This window comes from Aliiruegeria sabulilitoris, from assembly GCF_001558155.1.
GTDB lineage: Bacteria > Pseudomonadota > Alphaproteobacteria > Rhodobacterales > Rhodobacteraceae > Tropicimonas > Tropicimonas sabulilitoris.
In genome coordinates this window covers 1-23,803 of record NZ_LOAS01000028.1, presented here as the reverse complement: position 1 = coordinate 23,803, position 23,803 = coordinate 1, and the positions used below count along the sequence as shown (strand labels likewise).

At 60.7% G+C, this 23,803-nt stretch carries 20 protein-coding genes and 1 pseudogene; 9 read left to right on the top strand and 12 right to left on the bottom strand.

From position 1 onward, the window contains the following. Positions 1-33: 33 nt before the first annotated feature. From AX756_RS20240 to AX756_RS20225, 4 genes are read left to right on the top strand one after another with little or no spacing between them, the layout of a single operon-like run. Positions 34-351 carry a hypothetical protein gene (locus AX756_RS20240; protein ID WP_068316247.1) on the top strand — a complete coding sequence of 106 codons (318 nt, stop codon included), beginning with the start codon at positions 34-36 and terminating at the stop codon, positions 349-351. Continuing rightward, the gene (locus tag AX756_RS20235; RefSeq protein ID WP_068316243.1) at positions 351-2,738 is read left to right on the top strand and encodes a hypothetical protein; all 2,388 of its coding nucleotides are present in this window, start codon (positions 351-353) and stop codon (positions 2,736-2,738) included. Before AX756_RS20240 ends, AX756_RS20235 begins: the two co-directional genes overlap by 1 nt. A 20-nt stretch (positions 2,739-2,758) precedes the next feature. Continuing rightward, positions 2,759-4,252 (top strand): hypothetical protein, encoded by a 1,494-nt coding sequence (locus AX756_RS20230; RefSeq protein WP_068316242.1) that lies wholly within the window; start codon positions 2,759-2,761, stop codon positions 4,250-4,252. 51 nt (positions 4,253-4,303) lie between these two features. Beyond that, the gene (locus tag AX756_RS20225) at positions 4,304-8,389 is read left to right on the top strand and encodes a DUF4011 domain-containing protein (RefSeq protein ID WP_068316240.1); all 4,086 of its coding nucleotides are present in this window, start codon (positions 4,304-4,306) and stop codon (positions 8,387-8,389) included. A gap of 900 nt (positions 8,390-9,289) precedes the next feature. On the opposite strand, the gene AX756_RS20220 is transcribed toward AX756_RS20225, so the two are convergent. The 10 genes from AX756_RS20220 to AX756_RS20175 form a co-directional block, all read right to left on the bottom strand. After that, positions 9,290-9,724: a hypothetical protein gene (locus AX756_RS20220; RefSeq protein ID WP_068316238.1), complete on the bottom strand. Its 435-nt coding sequence runs from the start codon at positions 9,722-9,724 to the stop codon at positions 9,290-9,292. Positions 9,725-9,748: 24 nt separating this feature from the next. Continuing rightward, on the bottom strand, positions 9,749-12,640 hold the full coding sequence (locus AX756_RS20215; protein ID WP_068316232.1) for a VapE domain-containing protein: 2,892 nt from the start codon (positions 12,638-12,640) through the stop codon (positions 9,749-9,751). A gap of 194 nt (positions 12,641-12,834) precedes the next feature. After that, on the bottom strand, positions 12,835-13,242 hold the full coding sequence (locus AX756_RS20210) for a hypothetical protein (RefSeq protein ID WP_068316229.1): 408 nt from the start codon (positions 13,240-13,242) through the stop codon (positions 12,835-12,837). 48 nt (positions 13,243-13,290) lie between these two features. Next, entirely contained in the window at positions 13,291-13,680 is a 390-nt protein-coding gene (locus tag AX756_RS20205; protein WP_197431100.1) for a hypothetical protein, read from the bottom strand. Further along, the gene (locus tag AX756_RS26795) at positions 13,601-13,816 is read right to left on the bottom strand and encodes a helix-turn-helix transcriptional regulator (RefSeq protein WP_068316369.1); all 216 of its coding nucleotides are present in this window, start codon (positions 13,814-13,816) and stop codon (positions 13,601-13,603) included. Before AX756_RS26795 ends, AX756_RS20205 begins: the two co-directional genes overlap by 80 nt. 200 nt (positions 13,817-14,016) lie before the next feature. Beyond that, positions 14,017-14,736 (bottom strand): hypothetical protein, encoded by a 720-nt coding sequence (locus AX756_RS20195; protein WP_068316224.1) that lies wholly within the window; start codon positions 14,734-14,736, stop codon positions 14,017-14,019. After that, a complete protein-coding gene (locus tag AX756_RS20190) occupies positions 14,733-14,969 on the bottom strand; it encodes an integrase arm-type DNA-binding domain-containing protein (protein WP_068316222.1) in 237 nt (78 codons plus the stop codon). The genes AX756_RS20195 and AX756_RS20190 overlap by 4 nt, the downstream gene beginning before the upstream one ends. Positions 14,970-15,533: 564 nt before the next feature. Further along, complete coding sequence (locus AX756_RS20185; RefSeq protein WP_068316213.1) at positions 15,534-16,655, bottom strand: tyrosine-type recombinase/integrase; 1,122 nt, start codon at positions 16,653-16,655, stop codon at positions 15,534-15,536. Further along, positions 16,648-16,962: a hypothetical protein gene (locus tag AX756_RS20180; RefSeq protein WP_068316211.1), complete on the bottom strand. Its 315-nt coding sequence runs from the start codon at positions 16,960-16,962 to the stop codon at positions 16,648-16,650. The genes AX756_RS20185 and AX756_RS20180 overlap by 8 nt, the downstream gene beginning before the upstream one ends. Positions 16,963-17,175: 213 nt before the next feature. Further along, positions 17,176-17,532 carry a hypothetical protein gene (locus AX756_RS20175; protein WP_068316208.1) on the bottom strand — a complete coding sequence of 119 codons (357 nt, stop codon included), beginning with the start codon at positions 17,530-17,532 and terminating at the stop codon, positions 17,176-17,178. Positions 17,533-18,801: 1,269 nt separating this feature from the next. On the opposite strand from AX756_RS20175, the gene AX756_RS20165 reads away from it, so the two are divergent. From AX756_RS20165 to AX756_RS25755, 3 genes are all read left to right on the top strand, one after another. Next, on the top strand, positions 18,802-20,028 hold the full coding sequence (locus tag AX756_RS20165) for a glutathionylspermidine synthase family protein (protein WP_068316203.1): 1,227 nt from the start codon (positions 18,802-18,804) through the stop codon (positions 20,026-20,028). A gap of 19 nt (positions 20,029-20,047) precedes the next feature. Next, positions 20,048-20,632: a DUF1190 domain-containing protein gene (locus AX756_RS20160; protein ID WP_068316200.1), complete on the top strand. Its 585-nt coding sequence runs from the start codon at positions 20,048-20,050 to the stop codon at positions 20,630-20,632. A 286-nt stretch (positions 20,633-20,918) separates the two neighbouring features. Beyond that, the gene (locus AX756_RS25755) at positions 20,919-21,191 is read left to right on the top strand and encodes a hypothetical protein (protein WP_156461582.1); all 273 of its coding nucleotides are present in this window, start codon (positions 20,919-20,921) and stop codon (positions 21,189-21,191) included. Between the two features lie 38 nt (positions 21,192-21,229). Here the strand turns inward: AX756_RS25755 and AX756_RS20155 are convergent, their stop codons facing one another. After that, positions 21,230-21,673: a helix-turn-helix domain-containing protein gene (locus AX756_RS20155; RefSeq protein ID WP_068316196.1), complete on the bottom strand. Its 444-nt coding sequence runs from the start codon at positions 21,671-21,673 to the stop codon at positions 21,230-21,232. A gap of 133 nt (positions 21,674-21,806) precedes the next feature. On the opposite strand from AX756_RS20155, the pseudogene AX756_RS20150 reads away from it, so the two are divergent. Beyond that, a pseudogene (locus tag AX756_RS20150) lies at positions 21,807-22,240 on the top strand (transposase); the annotation flags it as partial. 292 nt (positions 22,241-22,532) lie between these two features. Then, entirely contained in the window at positions 22,533-23,141 is a 609-nt protein-coding gene (locus AX756_RS20145; RefSeq protein WP_194247522.1) for a hypothetical protein, read from the top strand. 409 nt (positions 23,142-23,550) lie between these two features. On the opposite strand, the gene AX756_RS26440 is transcribed toward AX756_RS20145, so the two are convergent. Continuing rightward, positions 23,551-23,739 carry a hypothetical protein gene (locus AX756_RS26440; RefSeq protein WP_068316193.1) on the bottom strand — a complete coding sequence of 63 codons (189 nt, stop codon included), beginning with the start codon at positions 23,737-23,739 and terminating at the stop codon, positions 23,551-23,553. Positions 23,740-23,803 lie beyond the last annotated feature (64 nt).

Below are 23,803 nucleotides of genomic sequence, written 5' to 3'. Positions count from 1 at the left end.
GCGTTTGGTCCTTGTTTTCGGGAGGCGCCTGTGATGCTCGACCAGATCATTTCCTATGATGGCGAAGAACTGGCGCTCGGCGTCGTCTTCGCGCTGGCTTTAAGCCTTCTTCTCAGGGTGCGGGCCGTTGCCATAGCCTTGGCGATAGGCCTTGCTGTTGCTGCCATCTGGGCCGTGTTCCTGGCCCCCGGCGGCCCGGCGGCTGCGGTCGACCTCGTGGCCGCCCGCCTCGGCACTCTCGTCCGCAGCGGATTCTGGCTCGGCTTCGCATCAGCCTCGACTGTTTCGCACCTGCTCGAAAACACCGTGCGCCACGCTCGCCAGGTGCGTGCCAATCGGAGAAACCGCTGATGGCCCGTGATTATTCTACCTACTGGGATGACCCAGAATTCATGGCCCGCCAGGATGCCGAGCGCGACCACGCGTTCGAAAATGCCATGCGCGTCGAGCCGGAAGATCCGATCGCCGTATACACGCGCGCCTACGACCTCGCCAGGCGCGATCTCAAGGTAACAGAGCACCGCGCAGCTCGGGAGTCCCATATGCCCGATATCGGCATAGGTGGCCTCTTTGCCCGCTACGCGCCAGACTGGTCTGGGATCCGTGTTCCCCGGAAACTCGGGACCACGCGCCGGAATATTCTCGCCCGATCCGCGAGGCTGCGTGGCGTCGCCACCGGAGTGCTCGGGCTTAGTCTGCGCGCCCTGATCCTGAGCACCGCCGCGATCGGCATCGCGGTCTCGGGGTATGCCGGGATTCGCTGGAACGACATCACCAAGGCCATCGCGATCGCCGAACAACAGATGGATTGCGCGAGGGTCACCGCGATCGAGGATGCCGATGGTCGGATATTCGCCCATGTTCCGGTTATCGACGGGGCGACCTGTGCTGCGCGCCGCGCCGAACTGGCGATGTCATTCGACGACGTCGATCACATACCGGAGCGGCCTGGTCTGACCGTGCCCTTTGATCCCAAGATCGAGTCCTCCGTGGTGCCCGCTGTAGTCACGATCGAGGGCGAGATCGCTCCGTTTCCCAAGACCGTGTTCGGCCATGACTGGCGCGGCTTCCTGCGCTACGGCGCTGCAGAGATCGGGCTGCTCGATGGAAATAGGGGCCTAAGTGGCCCGATGCTCTCGACCTTTGAAGCTCTGACCGGGCATCCCGAAAGTCTGTCGCGCTGGGACAAGCCGGTCATGATCATCGCAGCGAGCGTCTTTGCCGCAAGGCATCTGCCCGACGAGGCCTCGCGCGCAGGTTTTATCTCGGACTACATGATGGCGGTTCGCGGGCGTGGCTACCCGTTGGGTGGCCGCCTCGCCGCTGACGCTCTTTTCGGTCATGACCCCGAAACGCTGTCTGAGCGCTGCCTCTTCGGTCGCGCCATGGGAACACCGGTAGTGCTTCCGCTCGACGCAGCCGTGGTCGGCACTTCTGCTGGTCGGGCGTGGGGATCGGTCCTTGGACCGGCCGCCCGGCGCTGTGTCACCGAACTCGCGGCTTCTCAGGAAGAAGCCAATCTTGCGCTTGCGGAGCTCGAGTCGCTCTGCGGCAACGACGAGATCTGCGCGCGTCCAAGCCTTGAACCCGACCTCGACGCCCGCAATCTCCGGCTCGCCGCGATCGCCCGTGCCAACCTGCCGATCGCACCACCTCAGACACAAGCGAGCATCGAAGCCCGCCAAGTGATCCTCGACGGGTTGCGTCTCTCCGGCGACTGGATCCCCGGCGAAACTCTTGTATCGACCATTGATTGGCGTGCCCAGAGTGAACTGGATTCGACGTTGCCAGCGGCTCTTGCCGACCTCCAGCGCAATCTGCCTGAAGGGCTATGTTTCACCACCGGTTGTCGCAATCAGGCGATCCACAGTGTAACCGCAATCGAGGTCCACCCCGAGGGGCCAGTTGTCCGAGCCGCACACGACTCACGTCACGGTCAGTTTTTCGGCCCGGTCAAGAACGGTGCCGACGGCTACGTCTCGGTCGCACCCGACTGGGGTCTCGGCTCCACCCGCAAGATGCTGCTCGCCCTGATCGCAGCGCGCCACGATTATAAGGAGCTGTGCTCCCTGTCCTCGGGAGATGCAGCCTGCACAGGGGGCGCCTGGATACCGGTCGAGAAAGCTCTCGCGAAAAGCAAGAACGATCCTTTTGCCTGGCTCGCCGAACAACACATGGACGAGGTCTACCAGTTGCTCGACGCGATCGGTGCCGCGCCTTCGGCCCGCCCCGCCACCGGGTTTGATATTGCCTACGACACCGTCCGCCATGCGCCCCCGGCGGCCTATAATACCTTGCTCTCAGCGCTGCTGCTCGATGGATCGAGCCCCTCTGTACGGATCGGTGCAACCGCACCGGCCAAGCTCGATCTCACCTCGCTCGGCTACGATGTCACGACGATCGCCCGCGCTCTTGACATCCTGGCTGCACCGACAACCAGACCGGAGGGCACGCTGTACGCGACCGCTCAGGCCGCAGCCCTGCCTGGTTGCACCGCCTTGGGCGGAAAATCCGGCACGCACGAGGTTGCATCGATCGACATCGTCAAGACCTCGACTCTCCTCTGGCGCTGCGATCTCGGCAGGACCAAACGAACATACATCACCACTGCGGTGATCAGTTCGGGCGACTCCGAGATCACACTCGGAAACCGCAAGCACGTTGAACTGGCCCCCTTGCACAGGGCTGCCCTTTCGGCAGCCACCAGCCGAGGGGTGACACCCCGAACCAGCAAATAACACTCGAAAGGACCGCAGCAATGGCCACCAAGTTCACCTTCGCCGCCGGTGGCGCCTTCCTCGTCAACGTGCTTTCAGCCGGTCTCGCCGCCGGCGGCGCCTGGGCTGTTTTCTCTCGTATTGGTACGATTGTGGGCTTCGCCGAGGCTCTCTCCCGTAACCTTGGGCCGGTGACCGGCAACCACCTGTTGATTGCGCTTTCTATGGTCGCAGGTAGTGTAATCCAGATGTTGCTGGTGGCGGCCTGGAGGAGCTTCCTGCGCGAAGGTGACATGCTGTTCCTCGGGATCGGGTTGATGATGTCGCTGCTCTCCGCGACGATGTCGGCGACCACCACAAACTTTTTTACGAACGAGGCGATGATCAGCCGCAACCTGCATGCCGAGGCGACCGGCCCCGCGGTGGACGCTCTTCGAAACGGTTCGGACGCGATGCGCGACGCCGCGGATGCAGCGCAGACTTTGGCATCTCAGGCGAGCACTCTGAACAACACTGAGGACAATTTCGGTGGAACCTGCACCGATGTGACCACCGACCCGGGAGACGGCCCCCGCCGTCGCCTGCGCGAGCGCCACAAGGCTGCGTTTTCTGATCTTTCGCAACGGCTCAACGCCATCTCCAACGCCATGTACGAATACGCGCTCGACATCATGAGCGCGGATGAGGCCGAAACCGAGGTGCTCTACCGCAAAGCCCTAGGCCTGACCCGCTCGTCGGACGTGAAGGCGATCGCGACAAGGCTTGCCGAACTGCGCGAAGACGTGACCACGACTTTCTTCGATGCTCAGAACAACAAACGCTACAGCTGCCAGACGCCCGACTTCGCGGCCCGCATCGCCAATGTCGAGGCGATGCTCACCAACGGGCTCAAGATGGAGATCCAGGACGTTCGTACTCCCGAAGCCGGGGTCGGTCACGGCTTCCTGCTACTCAAGGATGACGTTCTGAACTGGATCACTGGCGAGCGCCCCGATCTGCCAACAGCCGGGCGCGTGACCCTGCTGCTGACACTCATTGTCGAGTTCCTTCAGGTGACCATGCTAGTCGCCGATTTCCGCCAGCGCCGTCGCTCCGGGCGAGAAACCGACCGTTGGGACCGCTTCCACGCGACCTATAACAAGCTAACCGCGGTAGAAGCCCAACGCTATGAGCAGATCCTGACGGCACTGGACCGCCTGACACTGCGCTCTGAAGGAAGGCTCTGGCTGGTCCACGGCGAGGGCGCACTGTCGGGTGCTGCCCGTCAGACGATCGACCACTTCGATCTCGACAGCGACCGCGCCTTCTCCTCCGGCAAGACCCGCACCGTCCCGCTCGCTCGCCTCGTGCCCGAATGGGTCGATGCCCGCCGCGACGTTCTCGAAGGAGACAGTTTCACGCTTTATTGCCTGCCGCGCGGCATCGACCACTGGCGTCGTCGAGCTCGCCGTGACGTTCAGCATTACCGCTCCCGCAGCCCTCGCCGCGGCAATACGCAGGCATACACCGCATCCTCTGCCACCGCCGCTGAATAGGCGCTTCGGCCCCACACCTGTCTTTCACCTCGACCGATTGAGGAAACCCAGATGAACGCTCCCAGCACCCGTTTTCCGATTTCGGACCAGACCTCCTCGGACACCGCCGCCCAGACTCTTGCCGACCTTCGTCGTCGCCTTATCCAGACGGATAGTCGCTCGCCCCTGATGAACCTGTCTCCCTGCGGGCGGCGCGGACAGGTAATGAAACTACTGCCCGGCCCGGCCAACCCGCTCGCTGCACGCCTGCTCGATACGCCTGACGGGATCGAGCTGCGCGCCGTTGGTCGTGATGGCTGCAGCGATACGCGTCCCGCCGAGCTCGACACCACGGCCAATGCCACCCTGCCCAGGCTACTGCTCGGTACCGGACCGCACGCAACCGACACCGCGCTGAACCGCCTTGCAGCAAATGCGCAAGAAATCGAGGAACAGACCGGGGCCAACCTCCTCGCTCTCGCGCTCGGCAGCCTCACCTGGATCAGTGCGCGAGATCCCGACAAACCGCGCATGGCGCCTGCGGTGCTGGTCCCCGTACGCATCGCGCGTTCGCCCCGCGACCGGCGTTGGCGGCTGATTGCGACCGAAGGCGAACTTGTGCCCAACATCTCGCTGGCCGAGTTCCTGCGGGCCGAATTCGGAACTGAACTCTCAACCATGTCGATCGAGGCGACGCCCGGGGTCACGCCTGAAGCGGTTTTTGAGGAGATCAAGGCACTGGTGGCACATCGTGAAGGATGGTCATTCGATTGCGCGACCCGTGCGCTCGCCCTATTCACTCACGTCAATGACCTGATGTTCCGCGACCTTGGCGACCCGATCCTGACGGCAGAGGCTCAGCGCGACGGAACCCCGCTCCACCAGGTGCTCACCAGCTATACGCCGACGATAGAACTGACCACGACGCCGGCGACCACCTCCCTGAAGACTCCATTCGATCTGGATGCCAGCCAAGCGCGAGTTGTCGCCGCAGCCCGTTCTGGCAGGAATCTCGTCGTCATGGGACCACCGGGCACCGGTAAGTCGCAAAGCATTGCGGCAGTCATCACGGATGCCGTCGCCGCAGGCAATACCGTGCTGTTCGTGGCCGAGAAACAGGCCGCCCTTGATGTTGTGCGTGAGAAATTCGACGCTGCGGGGCATGGCGACCTGCTCCTGGACCTTCGAGGAAACGAGGCCTCGGCGAGCGCGGTTCGTGCGGAGATCGACCGGACCTGGCGTGAATCAGCGACCGGAAAGACGCAGTCCGACCCGGAGATAGATGACGATGAAGCACCGGGAGAAGACGATCCCGGCTGCCTGCTCACTGCTATCGCCAACGCTCTTCACTCTCCGGGACCTAAGGGTTGCGATGTTTCAGCGTGGCAGGCGCTCGGCGTCCTCGTGGCTGCCGCTGGCGCCGGAGATCCACCGCCGCGCCCTGACCTGGCGGCACTCGCCGAAATCTCTAGTCATGAGGCTGAGCGGCTCGAGGCCGCCTTGCACAGGTTCGCCAACAGCGTTGCCTTGTTTGGCCCGCGCCACCAACACAACTGGGCGGGAACGACCCGCCGCGACCTCCAGCCGACCGACCTCATGCGGTTGCAATCCGATCTCGTCCCGGTTGTCGCGGCCCTGCAGGAGATCGACACCGTCAACACCGGGCTCGAAACCTTCGCCGCGCGTGCCGGGGTCGATGTTGCGCTATACCGACGCCTGCTAGCGCATCGTCAGGACGCCCCGAACATCACCCCGAGGCTCGCCCAGGCATTCTGGACATTGCGCGATGAGCCTAGTTTTGCCAAAGCGCTCGAAGAGGTGGCAGTATGGCAGGATGGCGCCGAAGCCCGAATGGCGCTCTTCGCGCCCGGGGCGGAACGCCAGGAGTCGGCCACCCTCCGTGCACCTATGTCCGCAGCAACGAAAGCGCTCATGCCGGCGCTCTCGCGTTCCTACCGCGAGGCATCCGAAACCCTCGCGGGGCTTCTCGAATGTCCGCTTCCTGCGAAGGCCCGCGCACGCTACGCGCTGCTGCTCGAATTGCTCGCCGCCCAGGCGCATTATCGCGTCATCGCTGACAACGAAGCTGTGATCGCGGATGCCCTCGGCGACGCCTGGCCTGGCCGGACCGCCATCGAACCCGCTCGCTGGCAGTCGGTGCTGGCCTGGTTGCAGAGGCTCGCGGACCACGAGCCTGGCCTTACGGCTAAAGCGATTTCCGCGATATTCGACGAAACCGAGGCCCAACTGCGAGAAGTCGCCCGCTTCGATGCTGCCACCAGGGCACTTGCGCGGACCCTGACCCCGGCGCTTGAGCGCCTCGGCTGGGCCCTCCCGGCAAGCTCCGACGAAGTGGAGAAAGTTGCGCACCGGCTCGTTCGCCTCGAAAGCGACGGCGACGGCTATAACGACTGGCTCTCCCTGACCGCGAGTGTAGCACCACTTGAGGCTGCCAGTCTGGCCGAATTCGCGCGCCTCGTTGAAACCGACGCCATCAGTAGTGAAGACGCGGTGCGCGAGTTTCGCCACGCACTCGCCGAAGCGCGCTGGAACGCGGCGCTGCGGACACGCCCGGTCCTCGCGGAGTTGCGTGACCTTGATCGCGACGCCCTTGTTGAACGTTGGCACACTCTCACACAGTTGCGTCGCAATCGAGCCTCGCAGGTCTTGCGCGCGGTTCAGGCCGCCCGCATGCCAGCGATTACCGACCCCGATGCCGGGGTCAACCTGTTGCGTCGGGAGTTGGGACGCAGGTCCGGCCACATGGCGCTGCGCCCACTCCTGCGTGGTGCCGCTGCGACACTACAGAAAATGCGGCCGGTGTTCCTTGCCAGCCCCTATGCGGTCGCCCGCTTCCTTGCCCCCGGTGCCATGCGCTTCGACCTTCTTGTCATCGACGAGGCCTCTCAAATGCGCCCCGAACATGCGCTTGGCGGCATTGCACGCGCCGATCAGGTCGTGGTCTGCGGCGACGACAAACAACTTCCGCCGACCGACTTCTTTGAACGGGCTTTCGTGAAGGCCAATTCCGGCGGCGAACGCGTAGACCTGCCTCCCGAGCCTGCCCAGGCAGTCGAGATGGAAAGCATCCTCACCCTCGCTCGGGCCGCCGGCTTTGACAGCTTCATGCTTGATACGCACTACCGCTCACACGCGGCCTCGCTAATCGCCACATCGAACCGGCTGTTCTACGGCGGACGCCTGATCATGCCACCCTCGCCGCTCGACGGACAGCCGGGCTTCGGGATGAGGTTCGAACGTACTAACGGCGTCTACTACCGCGGTGACGGCGGCGAAGCCCCGGCGGGAACCAATCCGCTTGAGGCCGATGCAATCGTGGCCGCCATCAGCGACCACGCCCGCCATCGCCCGACATCCTCATTGGGGGTGGCGACCTTCTCGGTGGCTCAGCGCGACATGGTCCGTGATCACCTTGAGCGCGCTCGCCAAAGCGATCCGGAGCTGGACGCTTGGGTCGAAGAACGGGAACAGATTCCGCAAGGATCGGTCTTCGTCAAGAACCTCGAAGACGTACAAGGTGACGAGCGCGACGTCATCATGATCGGAATTGGCTACGGGCCCGATCATCCCGGTGGTCGCCTCGCCAGCCAGAATTTCGGCCCGGTCAACCGAACAGGTGGCGAGCGGCGCCTGAATACGCTGTTCACCCGTGCACGCGACCTGTGCCGCGTGTTCTGCTCTTTCGAGCCGGCCGACATCAACGGCGAGGCCGCTTTGCACGCCGGACCGATGGTGCTGCGTGCCTTCCTTGAGGCCGCCAACGCCAATCACATTGCAGAAAGGGCAGCTTCCGAAGCCAGTATTGACTTGATACGGCAGGATATCGCCCGGACCGTTTCTGGTATCGGAATCCCGTGCAACGTTGCCCTCGGCCCGGCGCGCTATCGCGCTGATCTCGCGGTTCCGCCGGAAAACGCCCCCCAGGGTAAAGGGATCGCCATTCTCCTCGATACCGCAGACGGGCACGGCGACAGCTCCGAATTTGAACTCGTTCTTCAGCGGGAATGGACTCTTCGCGACAGGGGCTGGAAGATTCACCGGATCTGGGGAACCGACTGGTACTACCGCCGTCACCGCGAAATCGAGCGCCTCAAAAAAACGTTCCTTGCAGCTCCGGATAGCGCTAGGCGAAGCTAGGCATGACTTTGCTCGGGCAGCTACGAACCTTCAAGGAATTGACTTACCGTTCACGCATCCTTCCCAAGCAATCGTCGGTCACCCGCTGAAATTCGCAGGATTTCAACGTCATGTGCATAATCCGCTCCGGGTCCTTCCTGCCCGATTCGCGGTGACACGGCCGTCGCGGAGCGTGTTATTCGAGAATTTTCGCCGGAACCTATAGAGCAGCCGAACGATATTCCGGTATCCCGGCTCTAGGTAAAATATTTTCCCGGTATTCCCGATGATCTGGGATATTATCCCACGAAACGACTGAATCGAAGAACGGGTATTCCACTGTCCCCCTCGGCCTGGAGACCCATTTCTCGGCCTGACGGCTGGCTGTCTGGTTGTCCGAAGGGTGTCCGATTAAACCGAGAAACTGTTCGGACAGGCAACCCTCTGTTTTTGCTGCCGTATTCTTACTTTGTCCTATTGTCCGAAGAAAATGTAGACATTGGTTTGGGGGAAAAGGGGAATGGTGCAGAAGCCCCGGTAAGAAAGCCGAAAAATACACAAAACAGAATCCCACAGGGGACAATAGGGACTCAAACTCTTCGGACAATCGGACAACCACCGGTTTGCACAACGATTCCAGCAAGTTAGCTGTCCGAAGAGTTTCCCGGGCTTACCGGACAAAGCGGGATTCCAAACCGGACACCCCGGCGAAGCCCCGGTAAGCCGCCCCGTCTGACGGGATTCCGGTCATGCCGCAAAGCAGCATGGACGGCTGATCTCGACCGCCGCCGCACCGCAGAAACGCCCTGAATCCACGAATACTGCACCGCAGAAACGCCAGAAATTGGCTCCCAGAAATAGAAAACCCCACCCGAAGGTGAGGTTTCTACTCTGTTTGGAATTGCCAGGATTCGGACTCTGTCACCAGTACGTCACCGTCTCCTCCCGCCCGTCGATGAACCGGGTTAGCGTTATGCCGCCCTGGGCGGGTGCCTCCGGCAGGTAGTTGCCTCCGGTCTTGGGAACAGGGTCGCCTTTGTCCACCTCTCCCCACAGCCCCCGGACATCGAGGCCGCAAACGAACCTCGAAAGGATCGCCTCCAAGCGCGTCCGGTTCCTCTTGTCGATCCTCGACCCGAGGATAGGTCCATCCGTCCCCGTGGTGTAGAAGTACCGCGTGACCGGCGCGCTGATATGCTTGCGGTGGGGCAGCACAGTGACCCTCCACGGCTCCGCCACTGGCCTGCTGGCGATAGCCTCGTACCCCTTGTCGAACAGATGCTCCATTCCCGTCTCAGGGTCGAACCGGTAGCCGTATGGCAACCGCTCCGCATAGTGTGTTCGAATCGAACTCATGGTGTCTCTCACTCCTTTGTTGTGTTAGCCGATCAAGTCATCCAGGCCGCTGTCTGCCTCGTCCTCGGTGCTCCAGGGGCACGACCGCCACAGAGGCCCCTTGTAGAATCCGTCCGCTCCCTCGCCCCGGACGTACCACGTCGTCTTGGTGCCGTGGCGGCGCTGCTGGCCGATGCACGACCACCCTTCGACCAGGGAGAGGGCCTTGCCGAAGGTGCGCCTGTCCGCGTTCCGGTAGGCCGAGAACGCGGTCGTCCCCTTGAGGGCTTCCATGACCATCGTGGCGTTGGTCATGTTGCGGACCATCGGGGATTCGTCGTCCGCGTATTTGTCCAGCGGCATCCCGCTCGCGTCCAACATCACCTCACTGGCCGGGAACACCTTGTCGAGCCAATCCGAGATCATGTCCGCCATATCCTCGACCGCAGAGCGCGCCCGGAACTGGTCGGCCAAGGCGTCCCGCTGTTTCCGGGCCTCCCTGGTCTGGAGGTCGAGGAACAGGTCGCCGTGGGGCTGCTTGGCGCGCATCTGGAGGTACACATCCACCGCCTCGCCATAGAGCCCCGGAAGGGACGCCTTGAGGCCGTTGGGGCCGTCGATGTCGATAGGATCGTCCTCGTTGTGGGTATCGACCCAAATCCAGAAGCGCCGGTTGCCGGTCGGGTCGTGGAGGATGTCGGTGAGGTTCGAGGTGCCCGACAGGAGGCCCCGGCGCGGGTAGAGTCCCTCGCGTTTGGCGTAAGCCAGCCGTAGTTGGTCTTCATTCGTGGTGATGAACGCCTTCGCGATCTCGGCGGTGTCCTTGCGGAGGCCCGCCATCTCCCCGAGTTCCCCGATCAGGGTTCCGCGCATGGCCTCGACCATTTTGTCCACCCGTTCGAAGTTGTTCGGGAGGTCTTTGTGGTAGCCAAGCGAGAGGGTCTTCCAGAAGCGGCCTTTACCGCCGCCCTGGGTGCCTCGGAGAATCGGCACACAGTCAAACTTGCAGCCGGGTTCGAACGTCCGCGCCACAAGGCCGAGCAGGTAGTAGCGGGAGGATTGTTGGTGGAACGCATCGTCCGGGCAACCCAGGAACTTCTGGGGCATCTGGTCGAGCATCCCCTTGGTCTTGCGACCGCTCTCAACGTACTGCCGGTGGAACTCCAGCATCTTCTCCTTGACCGGGTGGAAGCTGTTGCGCTTTGCGGCGAGGTAGACCCCCGACATGATCTTTTCGCGCGGGAACTCGACCTCGTAGCCCTTCATCTTCTTCGGGGCAGAGCAAATCGCCTGGACGGCAATGTCGTCCCCGTCCTCCCAACGCCGCCACCCGATGGCCTTCTTCTCGATCTTATCGGTTTTGATCCCGAGGGCCTTCGATGTGATTCTCCTGCGGGCCACCGGGTCTTGGGTGAACTCGTTGAAGGCTATGGCCGGTGCGATCCGGGGGTCATTCTCGCAGATGAGACGGATATTGTGGATCACAGGCTCAAGTTCGAGGTTCTTTTTCGTGCGTAGCCCGGCGGCCCAGGGCGCGCCCTCATCATCGGCCTCCTCCGGCTCATCGCCCTCCGGGAGGTCATCGAGCATGGCGGCAGGGTCGTCGCTGTCGCTGTCGCTCTCCTCGGCTTCGCCAAAGAGGTCGTCAAGATCGTCTCCGCTGGCCGTCTCGGACTCCCCGAACAGGTCGTCCAGGTCCCCCGGGGGCGTCGTCTTGGCTTTTTGCGGCGCGGCGGGTTGGTCCTCCTCATCATCTTCGAAGTCGTCAAGCTGGTAGTCGTATGCCGACGCCAGTTCGACTTGGACGGCCTTGTCCCTCTCCGCGAACTCCTGCATTGCCTTGTAGGACGGCATGTTGCCGGGGGAGGTGTTCGACCGGGCCTTTTCGTCCAGGTGGCCGAACTTGTGGATTCGCAACAGGTCCCAAGCGTTGGCCGAGCCCTCGATGGGGTCCGTGCCGTGGTTCGAATGGAGGAACAGCCCGTCATCGTAGACCACCGCGCCGTTCGAGCCGGAGCCCGGAACGTAGGTGTAGCGAATGTCGGTCGTGCTCTCGCCGGGCGAGTAGATGTCGTCCAGCCAGTTCTCGATCACTTCCTCGACGGAGTAGGCACGGCAGAAGGCCCCGATCAGGCCGGGCTTTTCGCGCGGGTCTTCCATCTTGCCGCCGGATAGGCGGACGGACGATTCGATGGCCTGTTTCGGCAGGGTCGAGATGTCCTCCCAGCCCGGGTGTTCGGCCAGGAACTCGTCGGGATCGAGGATGTCGCCCTCGTTGACCCCGGACTTGAACTCCTGGTCCTTGCAGACGGACGGCAGGTACATGATCTGGGCCGGGCGAAAGCTGACCAGATCGGGAATCTCGATGGACTCCACAGGGTCATCGGCCAGCAGGAGCGAGAGCAGCCGGGTCAGCGCGTGGGCCGTGTCGCCGTCCACCATCTTCGACAGGGGAACCAGGATACGGACGCGGGGCCGCTCCGGGCAATGCGAGCGCGTGGTGTGCCAGACGAAAGCGTAGCGGCAGACCTCGGCGAAGCCGTCAATGATGAAATCGGTCTGCTCGGGCGTGGCGTTGTCGATGTCGATCTGGATGCAGGAGCGCCCGATCAGTTCCTCTTTGCGGCGGCGACCGTTCTTGAACTTGCCCGCGACGATGTACCCGGCGCTGGCCTTGATCTCCATGAGCCGGTCGTCGGCCTTCTGCCGTTTCTCGCGGGCCTCTTGGGACTCGGCCTCCCCCGGCGGCGGTCGTTTCGAGGCGGCTTTCTTGATCGCCATGTATTGGGCGAACGCCATCTGCGCGTCCACGGACGGCTTGGAGAGCAGCTTGACCAGCTTGCGGAAGGTGATCTCCCGCGTCGTCACCCGTCCCCGGTCGGTCCCGCCGACAGAGATGACGATCTTGTGGTTGTTGATTATGTCGGGCGTCGTCAAAGGAGCACTGCCGATGCAAGCCCTACCAGGACTGCTTCTTACTCCGGGTCTAGATCGACCGCCGCAAACATCCTGATGTTGATGTTGCATTTTCGCTCCGGGAAGATGTGGGAACTCTACTGACCATACCAGCCGGTATGGTCAGTAGCGCTCAGATGATGTGACAAAGGGAACCTGCTTCAGGTTCCGGACGGTCACCCGTCTGCGGCCCGCAGCCCTTGCTTGCGAGGAGTGATGATCAGATCCGCAAACTGGTAGGTCCGGTGAACGTTGTACAGATGGTCTCTAACGTCCGTGCCCGAGAGGAACAGCTTCCAGACCTCACTCACGCGATCCCGTGTGGCCCGGTCAAAACGCGGGGCGTTGCCGTCGTCATAGAACCAACCGGCAAAGTCGTGTTCAAGATAGGGGCCTAATTTGCAGTAGCGTTCCTCCGGCGTGCCGCGGCTGGTATAGGCGCCAATTTGTTCGACCTCGCGGGCTTCGAGGAACGACCTTCTTGCAAGGGGCTGATAGTCTCTCCCAAAGAGGATCTCGGTGTTGGTCTTCGCATCGTAGCCGTAGCAATACGGCATGTTCTTGTGGCGGCGGTTGCTGCTCATGTTTCTTTTCCTTTGATTGGTTGGGCAGAATTGAGCCTCCGACATGCTTTACGTCTTGGATTTGCCGGTGAAGAACCCCCAGAAAAACCGTTCATTGAGGTCCCCGGGCAGGTCATCCTGAACCAAATGACAGCTGTATTCCGTGTCGCAATCAAGCACCCAATCGAGCTTGGCGAGCAAAGCCGCATCGGCGCCGATTTCGCGGGCAAGGGTTTGTCTGCGCTCCGACTCGAGCATCGCGAACAAGCGCGCAGCTTGGGGATCGAAACCATTGTCGATCAGAATGTTGGCGCGCGAGTATTCGAGAGCCGACAGCGTTTCGGTGCAGATCCGGCTATCCCAGTGAGCTTCGTTGTTCTCAGGCATGTTTTTGCCCTCCCAAGGCAGGCGTTTCGTTTGTCGATGTCGTGGATTCCACGCGCAGGGCGATAAAGGCATCCAACCATGCCTCGGGCATGGCGGAAGCGCGTTCGCTCAACTTGATGAAGGGCGGGAAAACACCGTCCTTGATCATTTGGTAGATCTGACTCCGCGAGAGCCCGGTTCTCTCTACGACTTCGGCAGGCCTGAGCATCCTGCCCGAGGGGGCGATGCGCTTCCCAAAAAGCGGGGCCAAAGGTTCTTTCCGTGCCATTTCCGTCTCCTATGTTGCACTGTCGGGCGATATTGAGCGCCCTTGGACAGCAGGATGCCGGGAACGGCTGGTTGTGTAAAAATTAGAAATCTGCGTGAGCGCACAGATTGTTAATCTACATTAGATTCCAAATAGTTGCGCTACGTTTCATCGCCGAGCCCCATTCGATACTCGTCCCGATAGCACTCCCAAAGCGGGTGATCTTCGAACTGAAAATGGCGCCGCTTCTTGTAGTGACTGATGCGCCCAGAAATTGTTCGACGGATATTTAACGGCCATTGGATCGACTCGATCCCGTCAATCTGGATTTCTTGGTCGTATCCTGTTTGCGCTTGGCGATCCGATACATGTTTGATGACGGCTTCGATGAAGGATATTGCAGGGTGCGCTACGGATTCATTCTCGTACCTGAGATAGGACTTGGGCTCGTCGTCGAATGCTACGGCATAGAGCCCCAGGATTCTCGGATAAAATGAGTCTTCCCAAGCGCCTTTTCGCCTCCATTTTTCATTATGGCGTCCGCGCAATTCGTCCACCAGTTGACCTCTCAGTGCCTTCATGCTCTCGATCTGCGCTGGGCTGAGCCTCGGAACGAATTGCCCGTTACTTGACCAATGTTCGGCTAGAGCGGCGTATTCCAGAACATATTTCAACAGCTCCGTGCATCTTTCCCATTCCTTCTTCGTTCGAAGATGATGGAACTGGATTCCAATGCTCTGATTCACCAGATCTGTCAGAAGCTTTCCCAGCAAATCTTGAGACATGCTTGCAGCGAGCGGAATGGCTGTGGAGTTGATGACGAAGTTTGCAGCGTCTCGATCGAACCAGTCCAGATCGAGAAAACTCTTTGCGTCAGTCACTGAGCATCTCCAATTTGCATCGTGAGTATTTTCAAATCATCCAGTTCATCAGCCCACCACGAGGCCATCTTCACCCTTTCATCCCAACGCTCGCCTTGGACATAGGCGCGGCGCCCCTCGTTACCCTCGACATTGGCCAGGGCGCACTCGACCGCATAGCCTGCACACGCTATCCGCCACAGCTTCGAGCCGGTTCTGGTGACTAGAACATGGAGACCGCCGCCGTCGAACATCTTGTGGTCCCGGTCGCGCGATTTGGTGTTGCGGATGGAGTGTTGGTCAGCGACATGGCCGTGGAAATCGAATTGGGAATCGCGCCAGTGTGATTTTCATCATACCCCCTGAATACATTCAGTTTTCTTGACCGCCCTTGGATCAGACCGGACGACCCTGGACTGCAAATGCAGCCAAATCAGGGCGTTACACGAGATGCCGGACATCTGTAGGCATCGCCGAAAGTGGGGATAGTGTCCGGGGTCGTAACCCATTGAAATAGAGTCCATTTGGTCCCATCGGGTATTTCCGACCTATGTTGGTATATTTGTTGGCACAAATTGGAAGGTTGGCATGTAAAGCATTGGAATCAAATAAACAGTGATTCCGGTACTCGCCTCCACCTTTTTTTCCTGGACATTTCCGACTTCAGCGCCCGATTTTCGGGGCCCTGAAGTGGCAAGTTTACAGGCAGTTTACACCCCGGTTTACAGGCGTGACTCCTGGCTTCGAATCCACCAGGAGATGCAGAAAGGCCCGATGCAGCGCACCGGGCCCAAGTCGCATGATCGTGTATTTCTGGTTCAGACGTCCTTGTCGTCGCCGTCGAAGACATTGGCGGAGGCCTTTGCCCGTTCGAGTTTCTCGAGGATTTCGTCGGTGACCTCGGGTATCAGGCGCGCGTAATGCTCGATCATTTTCGATGCGTGACGGATGCTCCACCCCATTGCCACGGCGATCTCGTTCAGCCCGCACCCGGCGCGCAGCAGCGCCGTCGCTGCGGTGCCCCGCATGTCGTAGGGGCGCAGTTCGGGGCGCACCCGGATCACGCCGTCGGCATTCGCGCGATCGATCAGGTCGCGAACGATCTGCGCGGCGCGTTCGGGCGTCAGGCGCCCGCCGGACAGCGCCGGCACGATGAGCCACTGGTCATCATCCATCGTGTCGATGAGATCTTCGATCGCCGGCGTGGCCGCGATGGCGGTTGCCTGACCAGTCTTCACGCGATCAAGAAGAAGGCGCCGGGCCTTCGGGGTTTTCTCGATATGCCCCCTGTTCAGCCGCCCGACATCGGCGGGTGCCAGGCCGCCCTCGGACATCGCGACAACGATCCGCCTTTCCGCCGGTCTCGCGACCTCGAGGACCGCTGCGATCTCTTCCGGCTTCCATACAAGGTGGGCACGATTGACCCTGTAGACCGCCTCGATGTCACGGAAGAAGTGACGTTTGATTACCCCGGATTGCCGCATGCGGTTCAGGAACCGGCGGATGACCTGGGTCGAGTAGTCGAACATGCGCGGCGAGTGCGCCCACTGGTTCTGCCAGGCGATGATCTCGGCCAGGGACTCCTCCTCCTCGAACAGCTTGATCGGGTCTTCGGCGAACTCGGCCTCGAAGTTCGTCATGTACTTCTCATAGTCAGCTTTCGTCCGCGCGTTGAGCTTTCGATAGTGAATGCTGCGGCGGTACTCATCCATCGCATCGGGCGTGAGCATTTTATTCGCGCGATGCGTGCGCGCGGCTTCGGCCGCACTCGTGTTCGCCTGTCGATAGGCAGCGAGATAGGCCAGCGATCCTTCCACGACCTGCGAGTTCGAATCCCAGAACTTCGGCCCACCTCGACAGACGTAATGATACCTGACCACACCCGCGGCGGTTGCCTTCTTGACGCGATGGATGCCTTTAGGCAGCGCTGTCTTACTCACGGCGCAGTCTCCTCTGCTCTGTCAGTGAAATCGCCTCGGCCGCCGACCCTTGGGTGGGCTCCAGTCCCTGGAGGCGGTCGAGACAGAAACGGAAGTGCTTCAGGTCGAAGATCCCGGGCCGCCCCGGAAGGTGTTCCAGACCGATCTTCTTGAGCCATTGACGGAACGCGTCTGTCACGCCTGCGTAGCGCGCGATCGCCGCCAGTTCTTCAGTCGAAACGAGGGTGCATTCCTGCGAGACGACCTGAGCCCGGGCCGCATTGAGCGCCGCCTGGAAGTCATTCGCTTGATTGCTCTCGGTCGTCATTCGGCCCTTCCCGTCCTCTTCACGCGGGAGATCGGGTTGACCGGAAAAGGGCGGAAACGGATTCCGGATTTTTTCTTGCGTGATCTTCGTGGCCCGACGCAAATACCCGCCTCCGGCGGGCGCGAAAGTTGATCGAGAGGCCTTGTCTCGATGGCGCGCGGCAGGGACCGGCGCACGGCTCCGCCGGTCGGCCCTAAGGAACTGGAAAGACACTCAGGTGCCGAACCGCTTGAGCAACGGGCCGGGCGTCGCGCGATAGCACCGAATGGCTTGATGCGGCTCTCCCGCGTGCGCTTCGCTCCCGACAACACCCTCGACGCGGCCGGGAGGCAGCTTCTCCAGCGCTTGCGGCACGAAGTCGAGCGAGATCATGATGCCTCGGACAGACGGACCATCTTCACCGCACAGCCCCACGGGACCAGAGATCGGGTCGACCGTCTCGACCGCAGCAAGAACCTCGCAGAGATCCCGAAGGATATTCTCATCCGCCGGCAGGACGTCAGCGAAACGCGTTGCGGTGAGTGCCCTTGCCGCGGTTTTCGTTTCGAAGGCCCTGGGAAACGCTCCCATGAGCCCTCTCCTCGACGACAGCCCACGGCGACGGCCACGGTTTCTCACTGCGCCTTCAAGCACCACCAGGAATGGCCTGACAGCGTAGGTTCGGGCCGACAGGACGCCATACCCGGGCTCCCCGCACGGATGGAGGTGCGATCTCCGCAGGAGCGCGAGCACGCGGCCCCCAGGCAAGACAGCCGCAGCCCCGGGACCGTGCGAGGCCAGGTGTGGTGTTCAGAGCTGCGAATTGGCAGTTCTCAAGCCGTGTCAGGATCTCTCCCGTATCCGGTCTTCAGTTTGCTCTGCGGGCGGCTGGTTGATCCGGCTCTCAGCAGGAGGAGCCGGATCAACCGGGCGGTCCAGCGCATGCGTGGCCTTCAACTGTCTCAATGAAGTGCGAAACGACCCACGGTAATGCCGACATCGCGGTCATCCTCGGCAGCGCAGCATTTCCGGCTACCGACATCCATCAGCCGTCTCTATCGAAGAGGACCGGACGTTCGGCAAGAGAAAGCCCAAGGTCAGTTCAGCGGGACACAGCCGCCGTTCCCTTCACTCCCTCCGACAGACCGCTTCCTGCGCATTGCTGCCGGTCGTGGTGCATGAGGGAGGTGGGTGGTCGCTAATGTACTGAATTTTAACCGATATGTTATTGTCTGGCGCAAGGCCAAACGCAAGATCAGCGGTTTCGCCCAAGTAAGTTGGTTCAGTGAACCTCTGCACTAACCGTTCATACGGTTTTGGTACACCGCTCACTTCACAGACGACGAGGCTTCGGAGTGAGCGCTCCGACCCCGGATTTTCTGGCCCCAAACGATCTCTTGATCTCCGAAGTCGAATTTCATCTGCTCTGCGAAACGGAGGAGGCAGTAATATCGGACTCGACAGCGAGTGGAAGCGTCGCGCCGAACCTGCTGTGACGCCGTCTGGCCGGTTGCGGATGTGATGGTCGGCATCTGAACTACGGCATCTGTCATTGTTTGTGCAGGCGCGATGTCCATCAGGTATCTCAACTCGCCGAGGGACATTGTTTTTTCAGGCTGCGGTGCCGAGGAACCGTTGCGCCAGAGGTGGAGGCCGCGCTGGCCGGGATCGGGGCGCAGGCCTATCGCGGGCATGGTGACGATGGGGGAGGCTGGGCCGTGGTGTCCGCCGCCTTCCAGAGCGAGCGCGACTGGTGGCTCGCGACCAGAAGAACAAGGCAGACGGCGCTTCCACCGCTCAATCCGGGTTGACCTGTCGGGGTTCGGAGGGCAAGGCGGCAGGGCTATCAGGAGCGAAGACATGGAAAAGGTACACATTCCCGAGCGGCCCGGCTGGCGAGAGCAGGCAGAGGAACTCGGCTTCACCTTTGCCGACATGCACGGCGAACCCTATTGGGACGAAACCAGCGCCTATGCCTTTACCCTGCAGGAAATAGAGGACGACATCGAGGATCCATCGACGGAGCTGCACGCCATGTGCCGGGATGCCGTCGCCCGGATCCTGTCCAGTGAAGCGTTGCTGAAGAAGCTGGCCATCCCCGAGCCGCACTGGGCGCTGGTTGCGGAAAGCTGGGAGCGGCAGGACCCCGAGATCTATGGCCGTTTCGATCTTGCCTATGATGGCAACGGCCCGGCGAAACTGTTGGAATACAACGCCGACACGCCGACTTCGCTCTATGAATCCGCCTCCTTCCAGTGGCTTTGGCTGGAACAACAGCTTGAGCACGGCGCGCTGCAAGCCGGCGCCGACCAGTTCAATGGCATTCACGAGGCGCTGGTGGAAAGGTTCAGGACACTCTTTGCGGAAGGAACCGACATCCACTTCGCCGCCGCCGCGGACACGCCCGAAGATTACGGCACGGTGGAATGCATGGGCTGGGCCGCGCGCGAGGCCGGGATGGGGGCGCATTACACCGATCTGGAACAGATCGGGATCAGTGCGGATGGACAGTTCATTGACAACGAGGACCGGGTTATCGGCACGCTCTTCAAGCTCTACCCCTGGGAAGACCTGTTGCGGGACGATTACGCGGCGCGGATCGCCGATGCCGGTTGCCTGATGCTGGAGCCCGCTTGGAAAGCAGTACTGTCCAACAAAGGCCTGCTGGCGGTGTTGTGGGAGATGTTCGAGGGCCATCCGAACCTGCTCCCGGCCTTCTTCGAGGCGGATATCAGCGCGGCACTGGACGGCCAGGGCAGCGCGGCGACAGATGTGGAGACACTGTTTGCCCGGTCTGCCGACGGCCTCGCCACGGGCTATGTCAGAAAGCCGATCTTTTCTCGCGAAGGCGCGTCGATGTCGATTGTCGAATGCGGAAAGACGGTCGAGGAATCCAGCAATGCTACTTATGCGGCCCATCCGAAGATCATTCAGGCCTATCATCCGCTTCCGGTTTTCGACGGATTCCGCCCGGTGGTGGGAGCATGGGTCGTCGGCGAAACCTGCGTCGGCATGGGAATGCGGGAAGATCGATCCCGGATCACCCAAGACCTGTCGCGGTTCAAGCCGCATTTCATCCGGAAATGAGAAAGCGTAGGATTATCCCATGACAAAACGTTCGAAAACCGTTGCACTCTGTATTGTCGGTGCCGCCGCCTTCACGCTTTCCGGCTGCCGGGAGGAGCAAGTGGATGCCCAGGCCTTTCCCGACCTGCGTAGCTGCAAGGAGGCCGCCGCCGCCGGCGATGGACTCCTGACCACCGCCGATTGTGAAACTGCTATTGCCGAGGCCGAGCAACTGCATGTTGAGACCGCCCCGCGCTATGACAGCCTGGAAGTCTGCGAGGCGCAGCACGGTGAAGGTGCCTGTGGGTCGGAGGAACAGGTGGCCAGCGGCGGGTCAGGCAGCATATTCATGCCGCTGCTCACCGGCTACCTGATCGGCAACATGCTGAGCGGGCGCGGCGGTTACGCACGTTCCCAGCCGATGTATCGCACGGCCGATGGCAAGTTCACCAACGCTTCCGGTTCCAGCGTCTACTCGGGAAATTCGGGCAAAGCGAAACTTGGTGCCAACCAGTTCACGAAGGCCCCCACCACTGTCGGAAAACCGCCCATGACCAAGGCAACGGCTGCCTCCCGCGGGGGCTTTGGCAAGGCCGGCGGCGCCCGCGCGGGATATGGCGGTTAGGGGTATCTTCGGGTTACCTGATCTGGGAAATGACCCGTTTGCCTGTCGTCTTGCAAGAACCGCTCAATCGATTGTCGTGTGCGTAGAGGCAAGCCAGAACCCTTTCGTCGGCTGTGCTGACACCTGGGCAAAGGTGGGCGGCGTCTGACGTACAAGCCGCGCGTAATTCGGTTTCATGGGTTGTTCCCTTGAGATTGGTCACCTCTGCGGGCACAAGGCGGGCAACGGATCGGGAACTGCTCAGCGCCGTGATGTCATTTGCGCAGGCGCCTGAGAGGGAGCCTGAATGGCTGAATCGACAGGTGGCAATGCGCCCATTTCCGTTCCGACCATCGCTGCAGTGGTTCCCGATTTCCGACTTGCAGGTTTTCATGATGTCCGCCGTCGCGATTGTAGGCAGCGCAGCGAACAGAGCTGCGGCAAGAATGCCATGAAGGGGTCGAAGACCTCGAAGGCTCATGGAGGATTTCCTTTTGGGGGAAGCTGGATACACGCGGCCAAGGCCTCGTTTCATAATAACCCTTCACGCGGCACGCTTTCAGGCAAGAGACTCGGCTGACCTTTTCTGTGACACGGCCAAACCCACGACATGTCCGGCTAAGCATTCTTGTGCGCCTGGGAGAGAAAGACCGAGGGCGGGCATCCCTGCCATTTCGAGAAGGCCTCCGAAAACGTCTGCCGTTGGGCGAAGCCAACCCATGCGGCTGTCTCGCCGATTGATCGACCGGCAAGGTGCTCTCGTTTTGCAGCCTTGTGTCGCGCCTGTTCGCGAAGTTTCGCGAAGCTCGTCCCCTCCTGTTTCAACGCGGCCTGCAATGTTCTGGTTGGCACATCGAGGATGGCCGACGCCATATTCAAGGGCAAAACCGAATGATAGGCATCGATCGACGTGGATTGGAGAACGCCGACCAGCTTCGAGACTGACGTATCGTCAAGGTTGCTCATTCCAATGCGCGCCATTGTCTCGCGAGCGACCTCTGTCATGCCCAGATTGATCCGTTTCATGGGGCTCTTGAGGCGGAAGGCATCGAACTCCAACATGCCGGTGTCTCCTTCCAGTATATCCCGGACTTCGGGAAGCAGGCGGCGTGTCTGACGTCAGCACCTGTGGGACAGATTTGAGGATTTGAACAACGGAGGATTTCTGGTTCATCGTAACCTTCATGGAGCGAAGATGGACAAGAAATCCGGAACGTCAAAGGACGCAGCTGACAAGCTGGTCAAGAACATTCGTCGCAAGACCCGTCAGACCTATTCGGCGGAGGAGAAGATCCGCATTGTTTTGGCGGGCCTTCGCGGCGAGGAGAGCATCTCGGCGCTGTGCCGCCGCGGGGGGATTTCCGGGAGTCTGTATTACAATTGGTCGAAGGAATTCCTGGAGTCGGGTAAGCGTCGATTGTCGGGCGACACGGCGCGCCAGGCGACATCGCCCGAGGTGAAGGATCTGCGTTCGGAGGCCATGGCCCTGAAGGAATGCGTGGCAGACCTGCCCCTTGAGAACCGATTGCTCAAAAAAAGCATGACAGGGGCTGGGGAGTTCGAGGAAAGAGATACCTCGCAACCGAGAAGCTGGAGATCATCCGCACCATCGAGGGATCGCACCTGCCGAAGCCGGAACGATGTTCGGAGATGAGAAGACAAACTTGAACATGACATTTGTCGATGGGCGGGCGATCTTTTACATCACAGATCAGGGTTGGAAAGCCTCGGCGACTGCCGCAGGAACAAAGGTTTGGGTCGATCCTAATCTGAACTGACTTGGCCAAAGCGTCGCGGCCACGTCCGACTGATTTCTCTTCGACTGTCTTGGACGGACATGCGCCTTGAGGTGTCGGCGGATCCATTGCAGCCTTTGCCGATGGGCGACTCGTTTGTGAAACGCCTCTAAAGGGAGATTATTGTGTCCAAATTCAAACTCTTGACGTCCACCGTCGCCGCCACCGTACTTGCAACGCAAGCTTTCGCTGCGTCGGACGTTCTACCGTCCAAGGACTCCACTTTTACTGAATGGGGTGAGGAGTCCGGTTGGACGATCTACGTAGATGAAGGTCGGGGCGCCTGCCTGATCGAGCGAAAGGACGAAAATGCCAACGTCGTGCAAATGGGCCTGACCAAGGATCACGAGTTTGGCTACCTTGGAGTGTTCACTCAAAACGCCGAGGTAAAGAACCGGAAGAAACCCATTGTTCTGTCATTGGATGGCAACCTCTACAGTGCCGAGGCAAAGCCGAAAACCAAGAACCTCGCAGATGGCTATGTTGGTGGGTATTTTCCGACCAACAATCCGGGTTTCGTCGACGATGTCATGAAGAAGTATAAAATGATTGTCTTCCCGGAAGATTCCTATGCTTTTACCGTCAGCTTGGACGGAACGTTGAAAGCCATTGAAGCAGCCCGCAAGTGTAACATGGAACAGAACGGTCAACCGTTTTTCAAACGCAGTTCGGTGGCCTTGAACGGGGCGCAGAACAGTCGAATTCATTTCGTAACCACTCTGTTTTCCCATTGATTCCTCAATCGCAGGGCAACTGGGAAACTTTGTGCAGCTGTCATTTTTGGCTATGAGTTCTGTCCTCCGCTATACCAAGCGCGCTTGCGGCAACCTGACGCCAACGATTCAATGCCTGGAACGCGCCAACAATGAAGAGAGCTCGTTTACACGTCATGCTGTTCGCCTTCCTCGCAGGTTGCGCCTCGGGAAATCACAAATCGGAAGAGGAGATGTCCAGCGCCAGTGTTAAAGCACTTTGTCCGGTGGAACTGTCCGAGGGTGAGCGCGCGAGGACTCCAGCATGCAACTTTCCGTAACGGTCCAGATATTCCCGGAAGAAGGACATCCTTACCATCATGTTGGTTGTTACCAAGGCCGGGTCAGCGGCCGAGCATCATGGTTCCAGAGAACGGGAAGTCTGGGCTATTCACTTCCAATCGCTGCCTCGTCGACGAATGGCCGCTTCGGGTGAGGACGGTGATGCTGCGCCTGCGAGGAAGACGAGCAGCTTCGCGCGTTTGATTTTCTTGTTGATGATCTTACGCCCGGTAGCCGAAACGCAGTGCACCTGAAAAACGTCCTTGGCCAAATCCAGGCCCACCGTTTTTACTGTCATTGGATGGCTCCTTTACTAGGTCGTGTTGACAAAAGGGATTCACACTCGGCAGTAGGCGTGATTC

Bases quoted from the DNA above. Each gene is read 5' to 3' on its own strand.
- AX756_RS20240 (WP_068316247.1), top strand. From the start codon at position 34: ATGCTCGACCAGATCATTTCCTATGATGGCGAAGAACTGGCGCTCGGC.
- AX756_RS20235 (WP_068316243.1), top strand. From the start codon at position 351: ATGGCCCGTGATTATTCTACCTACTGGGATGACCCAGAATTCATGGCC.
- AX756_RS20230 (WP_068316242.1), top strand. From the start codon at position 2,759: ATGGCCACCAAGTTCACCTTCGCCGCCGGTGGCGCCTTCCTCGTCAAC.
- AX756_RS20225 (WP_068316240.1), top strand. From the start codon at position 4,304: ATGAACGCTCCCAGCACCCGTTTTCCGATTTCGGACCAGACCTCCTCG.
- AX756_RS20220 (WP_068316238.1), bottom strand. From the start codon at position 9,724: ATGAGTTCGATTCGAACACACTATGCGGAGCGGTTGCCATACGGCTAC.
- AX756_RS20210 (WP_068316229.1), bottom strand. From the start codon at position 13,242: ATGAGCAGCAACCGCCGCCACAAGAACATGCCGTATTGCTACGGCTAC.
- AX756_RS20205 (WP_197431100.1), bottom strand. From the start codon at position 13,680: ATGCCTTTATCGCCCTGCGCGTGGAATCCACGACATCGACAAACGAAA.
- AX756_RS26795 (WP_068316369.1), bottom strand. From the start codon at position 13,816: ATGCTCAGGCCTGCCGAAGTCGTAGAGAGAACCGGGCTCTCGCGGAGT.
- AX756_RS20190 (WP_068316222.1), bottom strand. From the start codon at position 14,969: ATGTTCGACGGCGGCGGTCTCCATGTTCTAGTCACCAGAACCGGCTCG.
- AX756_RS20180 (WP_068316211.1), bottom strand. From the start codon at position 16,962: ATGACGACCGAGAGCAATCAAGCGAATGACTTCCAGGCGGCGCTCAAT.
- AX756_RS20175 (WP_068316208.1), bottom strand. From the start codon at position 17,532: ATGGGAGCGTTTCCCAGGGCCTTCGAAACGAAAACCGCGGCAAGGGCA.
- AX756_RS20165 (WP_068316203.1), top strand. From the start codon at position 18,802: ATGGAAAAGGTACACATTCCCGAGCGGCCCGGCTGGCGAGAGCAGGCA.
- AX756_RS20160 (WP_068316200.1), top strand. From the start codon at position 20,048: ATGACAAAACGTTCGAAAACCGTTGCACTCTGTATTGTCGGTGCCGCC.
- AX756_RS25755 (WP_156461582.1), top strand. From the start codon at position 20,919: ATGGCTGAATCGACAGGTGGCAATGCGCCCATTTCCGTTCCGACCATC.
- AX756_RS20155 (WP_068316196.1), bottom strand. From the start codon at position 21,673: ATGTTGGAGTTCGATGCCTTCCGCCTCAAGAGCCCCATGAAACGGATC.
- AX756_RS26440 (WP_068316193.1), bottom strand. From the start codon at position 23,739: ATGACAGTAAAAACGGTGGGCCTGGATTTGGCCAAGGACGTTTTTCAG.